Origin of the sequence: Stenotrophomonas sp. Ste86 (genome assembly GCF_024519465.1) — a bacterium.
Taxonomy (GTDB): domain Bacteria; phylum Pseudomonadota; class Gammaproteobacteria; order Xanthomonadales; family Xanthomonadaceae; genus Stenotrophomonas.
On record NZ_JALJRW010000001.1, the window covers coordinates 304,644 to 318,965 of the forward strand.

Here is a 14,322-nt window from a genome sequence, read left to right on the forward strand (position 1 = left end):
CCACGGCCATCGAGAACATGGTTCCTATTCCGTAGAACAACCATTTCTGGAAGAGTTGCTTGGTCTGGTGAACAGCAGGCACAGGATGAACAATGGCCCCAGGCCAATGAACAAGGCCACGGCAACCTGATAGAGCAGCAGCATGGAGCAGGCAGTTACCGCCGGGCCGCCGGTGCCCAGTCCGATGAACCACATTGCACGCGACTTGTCATGCTGCAGGCCGGGGTCATCCAAAACCTTGATGGCGTCGATGCTGGACAGCGCCACCTGCATCAACGCCAGGCTTTTACTGATCTGCTCCTCGGCGCTTTCGCCCTTGCCTGTCACCGCATGGGTGATCAGCCAGCCCACGTCCTCGGTCAGGAACTTGTTCTTGCTGGTGTCTCGTGCCCATCTTGGTGGCCACGCCATTCACGAGTGTAGCCCCAGCCTGTGAAATGCCACTAACTCTAGAATGCTTCGAATTTCGGCTCAGTGCATGCCGAATAAACTACATCGCAGCCCTTCCCGCCACGAGAGTCACACAGTTTAATCGCCACACCTTTGGCCAACGCCTCTGTCGCGGCACTACCAAAGCTCGTACCTGGGGTTCCAGACGCCGGCACTGCAGCAGCGGCGCATCGGTTCTTGTAAGTGAACGAAATCCTGCAATCGCTCGCCCCCGATCTAGAGCACTCAGCGATTGCATTTTTGGTGGCATCAGCTTTCCTGACCTCTCCGGTGACCGTTCCAGAGGCGCCCGTGGACGAAGTGGAAATGGCTCCCCAAGTCTTTAGCCAACGACCAGTTGCACGCGGCCCGTCATTGGTGCTGCCGCCCGCAGGAATCGGAGCACATCCTGGCGCGCGACTGTCACCGATTGGGTAATGCCTAGGCGGGCATCCGCCCTCCGCGCGCGCGCTCTCCGAGAAAGAGAGCACCGCACAAATCAACACAAACGAGGCCAACACACGTCTACCATAAGAAATAGAAATCACAACCTCTTTGTTCAGTGCTTAGCCCGAAGCCAAGAATCAGTTATTCCTCGCCGCACCGATATGATTAGGGGCGTGCCCGGGTCCAACAGAGTTGCCCTGCGACGGTGAAGTTCTGACCATCTGATTCGTTTCCACGTTACTGGTTTGAGCTTCTGTTCTCGCAGGCTGCGGCGGCGTATACGACCCCGGCGGCTGACCCTGCGGGCGCTCGGCTGACCAGCGGTACGGCCGCCTATCTGCGAATAAGGCATGAAGCCAACCAACGTACCCTGCAAGAACATTGCTGCCATAGGGGGGGGGCAGTCAGGATACGAGCCTTGAGGATCAAGCCCATGCGACCCTGCTGCGTCGCCTGGCTGGTCGTATCATGACTGGGGGCGCCATCCAACAGGACGTTGTTCTCACCAATGCGATTGTCCAGAACCACGCCTACGCACCTCAAAAAGCCTCAAATTCTGGATCCGAACAGGCCGAATAGACTGTACGGCATTCCAACCCGCCCCCAGCACGACACTTCTGCAGGGCGAGCTCTTTGGATGTGGCTTCATTGGCGGAACTTCCGAAGCTAGTCCCGCCCTTTCCGGAGCCAGGAACTGCTGCAGCAGCACACTGATTCTTATAGGTAAAAGCCACGTTACAAGCCTTCCCGCCGGAAGTCGCACATATGCTCACGGCTGCCTTCGACGCATCGGCTTTACTACGCCGACCGGTCGCTGCACCAGAAGCACCATCAGGGGAGAGAGCAATCGCACCCCATGTTTTTATCCATCGACCAGTAGGTGTGGGACCCGAATCGGCGCCCCCCCCCTCCGGGATAGGCGCGCACCCCGGCGCACGACTGTCGCCAATTGGATATTGACCTGGCGGGCAACGCCCCTCTGAAAAAACGTTTAGGGGCGAAAACAGAATTGCAAGAGTAAACAGTATTTTCTTCATACGAATCAATAGCTGATCACGAACGGCAAGAGGGACTCCCATTAGTCATCGCTCAGCATTCCCGAGCTTACTAGGGCCTCTACCGCTAGAATCCTATGAGGTCTGCGAAACCGTCCGACCGACGTGCTTCGAAGTGGATGAACCAGAGGAATGGTCATTTGCATTTGCAGCTTGCGGCGGCATATACGACCCCGGCGGTTGCCCCTGCGCTTCAGGCTGTGCCGCTACTGGAGAGAGCCACCAATCTGGGAGCATGCCGAGAACCACCCAGTGTGCCCTGGAAGAACATCACAGCCATTGGGGAGGCAGTCAGGATCAGGGTCCGTGAGGATCAAGCCCATGCCACCCTGCTGCATCGCCTGGCTGGTGATACCGTCGCTGTCCGCACCTGCCAACAGTGCGGTCGTGCCGAACGGCGCTGATGCGCCACTGGAGCAGAGCATCCACAAGGTAAAGGAACGACTGCCAGTCCGCGGGTGGAGCAGAAGGAAGAGCGCCTTGAATGCTCGATTCAATCACCCACCTTTTTTGATGTCCGGCATCACGGGGCAGGCCTATATTCTACATTCCGATACTACCTATCGGAAAGATTTGAACTCAGACATGCTACAAGCTGAGTAAATGACTTGACAACGCTGGCCGCCCGTCCCTCTTTCACAACTCTGTACGGCCAACGACTTAGCCTCATCCTCATTGGCCGCCGTAAACGTAGTGGATAGTCCTGGCTCGGCGGCTCCCTGTTTAGGAGACGGGTCAGCCAATGCAACGCATTGATTGTAGTAGGAGGTCCGGACTTTACATTTTGCACCACCCATCCGAACACACTCCGCCATAGCGGCAGAATTTGCATCGCGCTTGGACTTACGTGATTTTGAAACACCCGTTGCGAGTGATTGCCCTGGGGATGAAGGGGCCGTATCTTCTGCAATCGCACCCCAGCGGGTTTCCCACTTTCCAGTAGGAGTCGGCGAGCCCGACTCACCACCACCAACTGAAGCGCCGGGAATTGGCGCACAGCCCGGCGCTCTGTCGTCGCCGATCGGATACTGGCCAGGAGGGCAACGGCCCTCTGCCAGCACCACTGTAGGCACCAGCAAAAGCATCATAAATACGAGCACCGATTTCATCCAGAAAACTCCCATCTTCATCAAATGATACTAAGTTCCAGCTTTTCCGTACCTTCCGGTGTCCTGACCGGTCGGCCCGGAATTTGACACCCCTCCAATATTTCTACCCGAATTGTGTTGGAGCGGAGCTTCGCTGCCTTTGTGCTCCTCATTCCTCGCCTGAGGCGGCGTATAGGACCCCGGCGGCTGACCCTGCGGACCCGGCGCGCCACCGGCGCCACCTATCTGCGAGTATGGCGAGAAACCACCCAGCGTGCCCTGGAAGAACATTGCAGCCATTGGGGGGGCAGTCAGGATCAGGGTCGTGAGGATCAAGCCCATGCCGCCCTGCTGCATCGCCTGGCTGGTCATGCCGTCGCTGGCCGCGCCGGCCAACAGGAACTTGTTGACCAGTGCCGTTGTCCAGAACGACGCCGACACGCGAATCACCATATCGAGCGCGATCGACACCATTGCCGACAGCACGGCCATCGAGAACATGGTTCCTATTCCGTAGAACAACCATTTCTGGAAGAGTTGCTTGGTCTGGTCAAACAGCAGGCACAGGATGAACAGTGGCCCCAGGCCGATGAACAATGCCATGGCAACCTGATAGAGCAGCAGCATGGAGCCGGCGGTTACCGCCGGGCCGCCGGTGCCCAGTCCGATGAACCACATTGCACGCGTCTTGTCCTGCTGCAGGCCGGGGTCATCCAACACCTTGATGGCGTCGATACTGGACAGCGCCACCTGCATCCAAGCCAGGCTCTTATCGATCTGCTCCTCGGCGCTTTCGCCCTTGCCTGTCACCGTATGGGTGATCAGCCCGCCCACGTCCTCGGTCAGGAACTTGCTGATGTCGCGCCCGAACATGCCCATCGTGGTGGCTACGCTGATGATCAGCGCCGCGCGGGCCATGTTGGTAACGAGCACCATCATGGAGTCGCGGCTACGCCCGGTGATGATCCGGAAGCCCTGGATCAGCACCCACAGGGTCATGAGCGTGAGGGCGATACCGCCCACCCACTGCATCATCCGGCCCATCAGGTCGATGCCGAAATCACTGATCCGATCCCGCAGGAAGTCGAGGATCAGTTTGAAGAAAACGAAATCGCCGATCGATTGGACGCGCACGGCGTAGCCCAATAGATCCTGCAATCCGCCTGAGAAGTCAAAATTGGCAATCGACCCAATCGTCATTTCCACAATCCTTTGGTGATACCGCTACTGCGCGGGAGAAGGCAACGTGGCGTACCCGTTGCCCACTTGCCGTTCCTTCGTTACGTCACTTAACGCTGAGCGCCGCTTTCAGCGAAACCGTCTTGACCAGATCGCTGGCCATCCGCTTGGTGGGGTCGCCCTTCAAGGCCGCCTGGGCGACCACCTTCTGGTTGGCTTCCATCACTTCGATGTAGGCATCGTAGGATTTCATGCGGGCTTCCCAGCTCTGCGCCATCGCGGAGATGTCGTTGGCGGTACGCAGCGATTCGCTATCAGCACCCTGCACCGTGCCCTGATTGTTGTTGGTCAGGCGGATGCTGAGGATCCGGCTCAAGGAAGAGTTGATACGCGGAACAGTCTGGGACAGGAACTCGATCGCATCGTTGTACTTCCGGTTCTGCATCATCCGGATGTTGACGCAGATCTGGGTCTGCTGCTCTTTTACGTCTGCCTGCGGATTGAACACGAATACCTTGAACGCCGAGCTCAAACTGAAATCGAGTGCCTGGCCGCAGGTCTCGGCAACCAGATACTGCGGCGGGACCGGCACCAGTGGCGCGCCTTCAGGCAAGCCGAAACTGTTCACCGCCGCCTGCACCTGGACAAGCGCCTGGCGATACTGTTCCAAGGTACGGAGCCATCGGGTGTTCTGTTCCACATACTCGGCTGCGTCCTGCGCCTTGGACAAGCCAGCGGTGATCTGAGTCTTGTAGGTATTGATCTGATTGAGCAGGTGCTGGATGAGGCTGGTGCCGGTTTCCTGCACGGGGATCCAGGCACTGACGTTGGCGGTACCCAGCGCCATCACGGCAGCAACAGTCAATGCCGCAAGGCGCGGCGCGCGGCGGCGGGGCTGGGAGGGTTGCTTGGCATTGTTCATATCAGTCTCCATGGATCGGAAAGCGTTGTCTGCGGGCAGGCGGTCTGTGCGGATCAGGTAACAGTGTCGCGTGCCGCGACCGCCGCCTTGCCCGAGCCCTTTCGATGTTTGTAGAACTCACTCAACCACTGGTCCGGGGTGAGATCGGCCTGCGACACGCCTTCCTTGCGTGCCGCTTCGGCCAGCACCCGGTGCATGACCTCGATGTTGTCGGTGGAGGCGGAAATCACCGACAGGATGTCGTCCATGCCGCGCAGGTTGAGCTGGCAGACGCTGGCCGCATGGCCCTGCTTGACCAGGAAGCAGCGCGAGCGCTCGTCCAAGGCGGTCACCACCTTGAACTCGGCCTCGGTCAGCTTCAGGCCGTCGATGTAATCGGCGCGGCTGGCATTGGGATTGGGCAGCAGGATCAGGGTAGCGGTCTGTTCGATCAGTGCCGCGGCGATGTCGCTCTTCAGCGCATCTTCCGGGCTCTGGGTCGCGAAGATGCCCATGCCATTCTGCTTACGGATGGTCTTCTGCTTGTTCTTGGCAAACTCCTTCAGGCCACCCTCGCCGTCCAGGATCTTCCAGAATTCGTCCATCACGTAGATCAGCGGACGACCGTCGATCAGCGTTTCCAGCTTGTGCAGCAGGTAATTGATGACCGGCACGCGCACTTCGGGGTTGTCGATGATGTCGGTGTAGTCGAAGCCGATGATGTTGGCCCGGCTCAGATCGATGGTATCGACCGGGTTGTCGAACACCCAGCCAAGCGAATTGCCTGCCGTCCAGCGCCGCATGCGCGCGTACAGGCCGTCATCGCCCATGTTGGGCAGGCTCTTCTGGAAATTGGTCATGCTGCGCAGGTGCATCGGCGTGTCGAGCATGTTCTCGACGCCTCGGAAAATGTCCTCTTCCTCGCGTGCGCTGTACTCGCGCTTGCCGGCCAGTACCTTGATCAGGTCGGCGAGGAACTGCACGTTGGTCTCATTGTTCTCGCATTGGAACGGGTTGAAGCCAGTGGCCTGGCCGTTGTCCAGCGCGAGGTAGTTCCCACCGCAGGCGCGTACGAAGATCTCCGCACCTCGATCTTTGTCGAAGAAGAAGATGGTCGGCGACGGATCGTACTTCTGCACCTGGCTCAGCAGGAAGTTGATCAACGCGGTCTTACCGGTACCGGACTTACCGATCACCATGGTGTTGGCGATGGCCTTCTCACCCAGCGAATTCTCCGACGGGTGAGTGGCGTGGAAATTGAAGTAGTACGGCTGCCCGTTGGTGGTCTGCAGCGTGGTGACGCAGTCGCCCCAGGGATTGTTGTGCTGCTTGCCGGTCGCGAAGTTATGCAGCGGCGACAGCCCGAGGAAATTCAGCGAGCTGACGTTGGCAAGACGCGTACGGAAGCGCCAGTTGCCCGGGAACTGCGAGTAGAACGACGAGGTGACCGCAAGGTCTTCCTTGGTCGACACGAAGCCCGCATTGGAGAGCTCGGCTCGGGTCGAGGCGATGTTCTGCGACAGCTTTTCCTGGCTGTCGGCGTAAACCGACATGATGAAGTGATACTCACCCAGCACGAAGTTGCCCGAGGACAGCTGATCCATAGCCTGGTCAAGCTCGATGATCTGGCTGACCGCCTTGTCACCGGAGGAAATCATCATGCCCTTGGTGCGGTCCAGCACCTTCAGCGCATCCTGACGCCCCATGGGGCTGAACGAATGCGTGATGACGTACTCGAAATCGAGGTATTTCAACCCGTTGAGAATGCCAGGATAGGTCCCCTCGGCATACTCCTTGATATTGAGGATGGCGCCGAAATGATTGACGCCATTGGGCGTGCTGATCACGAAATCACCGGTCTTGGCCGAGAACATGTGCCGGCTGACCGGCAGATAGTCCTTGACCGGCGCGGAAAGCACCGGGACGGGCTCATCGATCCGGTTCAGCAGATAGCCGAAGAACTCCAGGGTCTCGGAAAACACCTGGCCGTTCTTGGCCTCGTACATGCCCATGCGGTACGGGGCATAGTCACGAATCACCGCTTCCACGTTACCGGCCATTTCCAACAGCTTGGCCACGGCTTGGTCCTGCTCGGCCTGCAGCTTGGTGACGTTGGAGGACTTGTCCATCATCCGCTTGCCGCTGACCACCGGGCGGTACAGCATGGTCAGGTACAGCTCGTTCTGCATGATCCGCTGCGAGGACAGCATGCCCATGTACTGATCGGACACGTCCTGGTTGAAGCGCTGGCCGAACTGGCTGCGTGACTTCAGCTGGCGCCTGCGACGAATGTCATGGACCCAGAAGGCCACGTTGACAAAGTCAGGCGCACGCAGCGTCTGCAGCAGTCGGTTGAACGTGTTGTGCTTGTGCTCCAGCTCCCAATCCTCACGCCCGACGAAGGGAAGCCCTTCGAGGTGCCAGGTCAACAGGAAATCGCCACCCGTGGTCTTGACGACCGTCGGCGCCACGTGGCTCGACAGGGGAATGAATTCGCTGATGGAGGTGTCGGGACTGAACATGCCTGGTTCCAATGGAGTGCTGCGGGGATCGTGCGTTTGTTGCACCGGGCAGGCGAATACTCGCCTGCCCGGCTTTCTGCCAGACACCTCAGACCGACGGCGGCTGCTTGTCGCGGTAGTGATTGGGCGTAAACACCCACATTCCGTCGTGTTCCTGGACGTTGCGCGCTTTTAACTTGAACTGCAGACGCAGACCGATCAGACGAAACACCATCTCATCGCGCTTGGCCATGTGCCGCATGATGAAGATGGCGATCGGAATGGTGATCAACAGCCGCATGTCGAAGTACATGCTGAGCAGCAACAGGCCGCCTGCGACCAGGAAGAACGGGACGTATGGAACGCCCAGAAACATCGCTGGCCGCGTGCAGCCGCGGAATACAACGTTCTTATGCACTGTAGTACTGGACAGCGTTGTACAGGGCAGTGGTGGCGCTGCCGGTGCAGGTCTTGGCCGAGTCACCCAGCAGCATGTTGGCGATCTGGCCGGCAGCGCCGATCAGCAGGCCACCGATCAGGATCGGCGCGACATCTGCAATGCGCTTGTGCGCGAAGGCGATCTGGTAGCCGGCGAAGATCACCGCGATGGTGACGACCGCGATCGAGGCGAAGTTCAGCAGCCCGTTGATGTTTTCGAAGAACCCGCAGACCTTCTTGTCGGTGCCGCCGAAGTTGGTCTGGGCAAACACGTCCGGCACGAAGGCCAGAGCGACGAAAGCGACGGCCATCAGCATGGTCTTCAGCGTGCGCTGGGCCTGGGTCAGATCGAGATTGGTACGCTTCATTGGTGATTTCCTTGTTGGTCTAACACAACTGATTCGGCCACACCGGGTGGTTGACCGGGCCACGACTTCGTCAAAACACGAAGGCTGCATCCCCAGCGGGAATGTTCTGCACAGGTGCCTGCGGCGCCGTACCGGCCTGCGCAGGCATTGCCTGGGGTGAATTTCGTTCGCTCCATGGACGCACGACCACCGGGCCGGCGGACTGCTGCGGCAACTGCATGGGAACCTCCGGCACCGGCAAGGGCGCCGCAACAGGGGCCTGCCGCGGCGGTAGCGCGCTGTCGAGCGCGCCCATGACCACCCGCGACAACGCCGCATCTGCGTTGCGTACCAAGCTGCCGCGCATCATGGCACCCGTGGAGGGATACACCTCGTACGCGCGCGCCGGATCCAGCGCGGCCTCGGCGTAAACGCGGGCGGCCTGCACCGTCTCCGGAGCGATCCGAGCGTTCATGGCGCTCTGCGCCTGGCTGCTGATCTGCGGGTGATGTGCCACATCGACCACGCGGCGCTGGCTTCGACTGACGACATCGATGGGCGCCACCGCACCATTGGCGGCCACCTGGTTGCCGCGCTGCCGTGCAATGGAGGCGAAAACCTTCTGCACATAGCCGTGCCGGAAACCGGTCGTAAAATTACCCGAGTAATAGCAACTGAAGGACTTGCCCCAATCCTGGCCTGAACGCCCGTAGCACTCGGCCAGGATCTTCGAGCCGGCCTGCAGGTTCGGGCACTGCTGGAACGCCTTCTCGTAGGAGTCCAGACCGTATTTGGCAAGGTTGTAGCGGTTGACCTGGGCCAAGCCGATGGAGAAGTTGTAGCCCTTCTCTTCAAGCATGCGCACCGTCGCCAACGCCTCGTCAAGCTGCTTGGGCTGACGAACGAGCGCACCACCGACAACGCCGATCGCGTACGGGTTGCGCGAGGATTCAACATTGATCACGTGCTGCATGACATCCATGGACACGGCCATTTCAGGACACGCCAGCGCTTCCAGTCCGGGCAACATCAGTCCAACCTCCATGCGGACGACATGTGACAAGCCACCTGTCCAACGTAGGGATGCAAGGCTTCGGCCTGCGTGAAATCCATATTCAGATTTTTGAAAGTCATGATGACCATCTCATCCTGCCTGCGCCAAGGCGCGCTCGGGGCTGAAATCGATGCCGGTGATGTAGCGACTGCCGGCGTGTGCCTTGATATGCACCACGATGTCGATGGTCATCATCAACAGGCGCTTGATCACGGCGAACTCCAGACCGGACCCTTCCGAAGACGCCTTGACCATCAAGGCCAGCTGGTCCCAGGTCTGCTCGGGGCTGCCGGCATGGCAGCTGGTAATCGATCCGGGGTGGCCGGAGGCGCAGTTACGGATGAAGTAGAACGCTTCGTCACCACGCAGCTCGGCCAGGATGATGCGCTCGGGCTTCATGCGCAGGCACGCCTCCATGCAGCTCTTGGCGGTGACATTGCTGGCGCTCTGCCCACCCTTCGAGTACAGCAGGTGAACCACGTTGGGCTGGCTGATGAACAGCTCGCGTGCATCCTCGATGGTCACCAGACGCTCGCTGGCCGGAATGTGGTTGACCAGCGATTTCATGAAGGTGGTCTTGCCGCTGCCGGTCGCGCCGGACACCACGATGTTCTTGCGGTACATCACCGCACGCCGGAAGAACTCGGCATAGTTGCGTGACTGCCGCAGCTCGACCAACTCGCTGTCCTGCTCGCTCAGCCCGGCGCCCTGCTCCAGGATCTGGTTGAAGAACCCATCGCTCTGATACTGCTCAAGCGTCTTGGTGTGCTTGGACGGCAAACGGATCGTGATCGACACCTTGCCGGCATCGCACGCCGGCGGGATCACGAACTGGGCACGCTGTCCGGTCGGGAACGTCAGTGACACCACCGGATCGGCATCGGTGATGCGCTGCCCGGTGTTGCTCTCGTTGACCACAGCCGTGCAGAACTGACGCGCACGCTCGAAGGTCAGCGTGGGAACTTCCACACGCTGCCAACCAGCATTGGTTTCCAGGTACACCTCGCCCGGACGGTTGATACAGATTTCCGTCACATCGGGCGAGGTCATGTACTGGTGAATGCCCAAGACCTCGTACTGGTATCTCAGGAATTCACTGGAAACATCGGCGACAGGGGCCACTTCGGCGTCCATGGTTGATCCAGAGGGTCAGCGGCGCTGCGGCAGCACGTCGCTGAAATCGACGTCCTTTGCCACATAGACACTGACCACGGTGCCTTGGTTGATGGTGACGGTGGGCGGGCGGCGTTCGCTCAACGCCTCGTTGGCCAGACGCTCCATGCTCCGTGCGGTGGCACTTTCATACGGCGACTGCACGGCCAGCCCACTGCCGGTAACGGTGGTGGTTTCCGGGCCGTTCTCGGCAGCGGCGTACTTGAAGGCGTCGGCGATCAGACTGATCATCAGCGCCGAGGCGATGCGGCTACCCCAATGCGCGCTGTACTGGCCCGGGTGCCCGGCGCCACCCAGCTGGTCGATACCCGGGCTGGACATGGCCACATCAATACCGTTCGGCGTGGTGATGCGGTCCCAGATCACTTCCACGCGCTTGCCGGCCGGACCACCGCCGTAAGCGCCGTAGATCTTCGAGCCCTTGGGCAGCAGCAGGCTGCGGCCGTTGATCGAATAGACAGGCTCGGTCAGCAGGCACGAAGTGTAGCCGGCCAGGTCGGTGATGATGCGGGTTTCAAGCACGCAACGCAGATAGGTGCCGCGCACCAGCAACGCATCGGGCGAGCGGATGAAGCTGGCACTGGAGACATCGTCCACGTCCGGCCCGCGACGCACCCTGGCGGGTGCTGCCGCCTGATTATTGGGCAACTGGGCCAGCATGGCACGCGTGTAATCGTCCATGCCCTGCCCGCCATTGGCACCGCGGCCGTCCTGGGCGTCACCGCCACCGACACCACCCCCGGAGCCGATGCGGCGATCCAGCAGACTTGGGCCGCGATCGATTTCGCGTCCGGTGTCGGACGGCGGCACGAACAGCGGCGTGGAATCAACCGACTGCGGCGGCGGCAACGGCGGCACCATCTGGATCGGTTCGGCAGCGGCAATCGGCGGCGGCGGCGTTGCGGTGGGCAACTCCGGGGTGGTGGCGCGCGCGGTCTTGTTGCCTTCCACGGGTACGTCCTGGTCACCGCTGCTCTTGCGCAGCAACAGGAAACCCACTGCGATGACCAGTACCAGGATGCCACCCAGGAACAGCAAGGCCTTCCGATTCAGGCGCTGCTCTTCGGCAGAACGCAAGGTTGGCGCCGCTGCATCCAGATTGGGATTGTTGTCACCTACGTTCTGGCCGTAGTACGGGTTGTTGCGGTTCTCGGCGCTGTCATTGACGTCGCGGCCGTAGCCACCGTCGTTGTTCGGCTCGTTGTCGGGGATATTGTTCTGGCTCATTTCTTCACGTTCCTTCGCAGACCGACGACGTTGTCACCGTGGCGGATCACCAGATAGGGGTAGGTCCCGTGCACGATCAGCGAGTTTCCTTCCACCGTGGTATTGACCACGAAGTCCTCACCGTATTCGGTTTCACGCCCGAACACCGCCGGGAAGATCCCGGTCTTGTACTCAGGCGATGTCGGTAGCTTGATATAGGTGAAGCGGCCGTCATCGTAGGCGTTCACCGGAATCAGCCACCCCATCTTCTTGGCGCGGCGGGTCGAGTAGGAGTAGTCGAAGTTGTACTGGCGGTCCTTGGCCAACTCCGAACTCAGCAACGGCTTGACCTCCTCTTCCACCGCCTGCTGCGCGGTGCCGAACTCGGTATCACTGGGATAGCTGAAGGCGATCTTGTACTGCACGCCTGCGCGGCGCGCCTGCTCCAGCTGGCGCCAATCGGTCGCCACCACCTTCAGTTCGAAGATGTACGAATGGGTTTCCGTACGCACCATCATGTTGGTGTCGACGTCGACGTTCTTCGGCTTGAGATAGAACACGTTCTCACGACGGGTCAGTTCCCACCCGCTGCTGAAGCCGGTGCTGTAGTCCAGGATCTTCTCGTTCGGGCTGAGTTCGATCTGGGTCGTCAGACCCAAGCCGGTGCGAACCGGATAGATCCGGTCTTTCTCGTACTCGTACTGATCCACCGCCTGCGCCGCCACGGGCGCAGAGAACAAGGACATCATCGGCACCAAGGCCAATGCGGCCCACCATACTTTGTTGCTACTCATCGGTTGCTTGCTCCCTCAGCAGTTCCGGTGGAAATCCTTTGACCCGGCACTTGGGCCGGCGCTACTTGTCCTGGTATCGCCTGACCCGGCATCGGCTGCCCGGGCACTGTCTGCTGCATCGGCTGCCCCGGAACCTGGCCCGGTACAGCGGGCACCTGACCTGGGACGCCCGGCACCTGACCTGGTACGGTCTGCACCGGCGCCGCCACGGGTTGCCCGGTGGTCGGATCGATCATCGTGGCCGCGGCCGGATTGTTCGGGTCGTACACCGGGGCAGCGGGTTGCGCCTGCGCCGCCTGTGCTGCCATGGCCGCGTCATCGGGCACCGGCACGCCACGGGCGTAGTCGTTGTCCACGCGGTATTCGGTGACATAGAAAGAGAGCGGATTGAGGATGCGGTCCTGCTCGGTCAGGGCCAGGTCCGGCTTGTACTCGAAGCGCATCGTGACCAGCTGGTTATCCAGGAACTGTGCCACCCCCGTGCGCTTGTCCAGCAGGCTGCGCTGGATGCGCACCGAAGCGCCCTTGAAACTGCCGTTGCCCTCGGCGCCCAGCGGCGTAATGCTCAGGATCTTGACCCGGATGGCCTGGTGGGTGCCGTACACGAACACCGGATTCTTCGGGTTGTTGCTGGCATAGCGCTGGTTCATGCTTGCCGCGACAGGCTCGGAAGACATGGTGAACACTAGGTCCCAGTCGCGCAGCCCCATCACCGCCGAATCGAACGACTCGCGCGCCATGATGTACTGGGCAACATTGCTGCGATTGATCGCTTCGTTGGCAGTGATGCCCTGCTCGCCATAGGTACCCGTCAGACGCGCCACCGTGGCATTGCCGGTATACGCATCGGCCATCACCAGGAACGGCACCTTCTCCTTCAACGGCAGCATGTAGTAATAGCCACCGGCCAGGGCAAGGGACATCACCAGCGAAGCACCCGCCACCCACCAGGCACGACGTTCGCTGCGGCGCGCCATGTCTGCGACAGTCAACTCGTAGCTCACCGCCTTCGCGACGGCCTGGTCGACTTTCGGGCTGTTGCCTGCGTCCTTCTTTCGGAACATGGAATTCATCCGTACTGCTGGAACATCAAAGGGCATGGCACCCCGGCGCATTGCGCCGGGCACCTCACATCAGCGTTGGAACGAGACCATCAACTGCCGTGCGACGCATCGGCGCCGACCTGGGACACGCTCGAGGCCACGCTCTGCACCACGATCTGGTTGCCGACGATGGACACCGACACACCCTGCGCCGAATAGGCGCTGCTCAGGTCGATCACGGCCTGCTGCGGATTGGTGGTGCTGATCGTGGAGACCACGCCGTACAGCGTGTAATCGGAGCTGATGCGGTAATCCAGGGTCATCCCCGAATCCTTGGCCCAGCGCTCGAGCATGGTCTTGAGGGTGCCGTCCATCGGCGTGGCCTGGTACACGTAGCTGGTGTACAGCGGAATTTCCATCGTGGTGCTGGCAAAACGGTTCACCGGCTTCCAGCGACCACCGATATCCGGCGCCGGCTTGGTGGCACAGCCGGCCAGCATCACAACGGCGGCAACGGCGATGAAACCCTTTGAGATATGCGGATGCTTCATACGGACTTCCCTTTGACGTACGGAATAGCGGATCTACTGGAATTGGAGCAACGACAACCGACGCCGGCGGGTTACGCCGAGCGTGCAGGTATCGATTGCAGATGCAGCCGAGCATC

The 14,322-nt window shown here is 60.4% G+C and carries 13 protein-coding genes and 2 pseudogenes; all 15 read right to left on the reverse strand.

Annotated elements, in window-relative coordinates:
• Positions 1-394 (reverse strand): annotated as a pseudogene (locus NR101_RS01395) (type IV secretion system protein); the annotation flags it as partial.
• A 55-nt stretch (positions 395-449) separates the two neighbouring features.
• Positions 450-977 (reverse strand): DUF4189 domain-containing protein, encoded by a 528-nt coding sequence (locus tag NR101_RS01400; RefSeq protein ID WP_345779470.1) that lies wholly within the window; start codon positions 975-977, stop codon positions 450-452.
• A 438-nt stretch (positions 978-1,415) separates the two neighbouring features.
• Positions 1,416-1,955, reverse strand: coding sequence for a DUF4189 domain-containing protein (locus NR101_RS01410; RefSeq protein ID WP_306175326.1), 540 nt, complete (start codon positions 1,953-1,955; stop codon positions 1,416-1,418).
• Positions 1,956-2,096: 141 nt separating this feature from the next.
• Positions 2,097-2,311: pseudogene (locus NR101_RS01415) on the reverse strand (hypothetical protein); the annotation flags it as partial.
• A 759-nt stretch (positions 2,312-3,070) separates the two neighbouring features.
• Positions 3,071-4,219 (reverse strand): type IV secretion system protein, encoded by a 1,149-nt coding sequence (locus NR101_RS01420; protein ID WP_256777687.1) that lies wholly within the window; start codon positions 4,217-4,219, stop codon positions 3,071-3,073.
• A gap of 85 nt (positions 4,220-4,304) precedes the next feature.
• Positions 4,305-5,120 carry a hypothetical protein gene (locus NR101_RS01425; protein ID WP_256774382.1) on the reverse strand — a complete coding sequence of 272 codons (816 nt, stop codon included), beginning with the start codon at positions 5,118-5,120 and terminating at the stop codon, positions 4,305-4,307.
• Positions 5,121-5,173: 53 nt separating this feature from the next.
• Positions 5,174-7,621, reverse strand: coding sequence for a VirB4 family type IV secretion/conjugal transfer ATPase (locus NR101_RS01430; RefSeq protein WP_256774383.1), 2,448 nt, complete (start codon positions 7,619-7,621; stop codon positions 5,174-5,176).
• 88 nt (positions 7,622-7,709) lie between these two features.
• Positions 7,710-8,018 (reverse strand): VirB3 family type IV secretion system protein, encoded by a 309-nt coding sequence (locus tag NR101_RS01435; RefSeq protein WP_256774384.1) that lies wholly within the window; start codon positions 8,016-8,018, stop codon positions 7,710-7,712.
• Positions 8,011-8,406 carry a TrbC/VirB2 family protein gene (locus NR101_RS01440; protein WP_256774385.1) on the reverse strand — a complete coding sequence of 132 codons (396 nt, stop codon included), beginning with the start codon at positions 8,404-8,406 and terminating at the stop codon, positions 8,011-8,013. The genes NR101_RS01435 and NR101_RS01440 overlap by 8 nt, the downstream gene beginning before the upstream one ends.
• A 70-nt stretch (positions 8,407-8,476) precedes the next feature.
• A complete protein-coding gene (locus NR101_RS01445; protein WP_256774386.1) occupies positions 8,477-9,415 on the reverse strand; it encodes a transglycosylase SLT domain-containing protein in 939 nt (312 codons plus the stop codon).
• Between the two features lie 114 nt (positions 9,416-9,529).
• Positions 9,530-10,573: a P-type DNA transfer ATPase VirB11 gene (gene virB11 / locus NR101_RS01450; protein WP_256774387.1), complete on the reverse strand. Its 1,044-nt coding sequence runs from the start codon at positions 10,571-10,573 to the stop codon at positions 9,530-9,532.
• A 15-nt stretch (positions 10,574-10,588) separates the two neighbouring features.
• Complete coding sequence (locus tag NR101_RS01455; protein ID WP_256774388.1) at positions 10,589-11,839, reverse strand: TrbI/VirB10 family protein; 1,251 nt, start codon at positions 11,837-11,839, stop codon at positions 10,589-10,591.
• Positions 11,836-12,612, reverse strand: a complete 777-nt coding sequence (locus tag NR101_RS01460; protein WP_256774389.1) for a TrbG/VirB9 family P-type conjugative transfer protein — start codon at positions 12,610-12,612, stop codon at positions 11,836-11,838. The genes NR101_RS01455 and NR101_RS01460 overlap by 4 nt, the downstream gene beginning before the upstream one ends.
• Positions 12,609-13,676 (reverse strand): VirB8/TrbF family protein, encoded by a 1,068-nt coding sequence (locus NR101_RS01465; protein WP_256774390.1) that lies wholly within the window; start codon positions 13,674-13,676, stop codon positions 12,609-12,611. Before NR101_RS01465 ends, NR101_RS01460 begins: the two co-directional genes overlap by 4 nt.
• 89 nt (positions 13,677-13,765) lie before the next feature.
• Positions 13,766-14,206 (reverse strand): toxin co-regulated pilus biosynthesis Q family protein, encoded by a 441-nt coding sequence (locus NR101_RS01470; protein WP_256774391.1) that lies wholly within the window; start codon positions 14,204-14,206, stop codon positions 13,766-13,768.
• Positions 14,207-14,322: the final 116 nt, after the last annotated feature.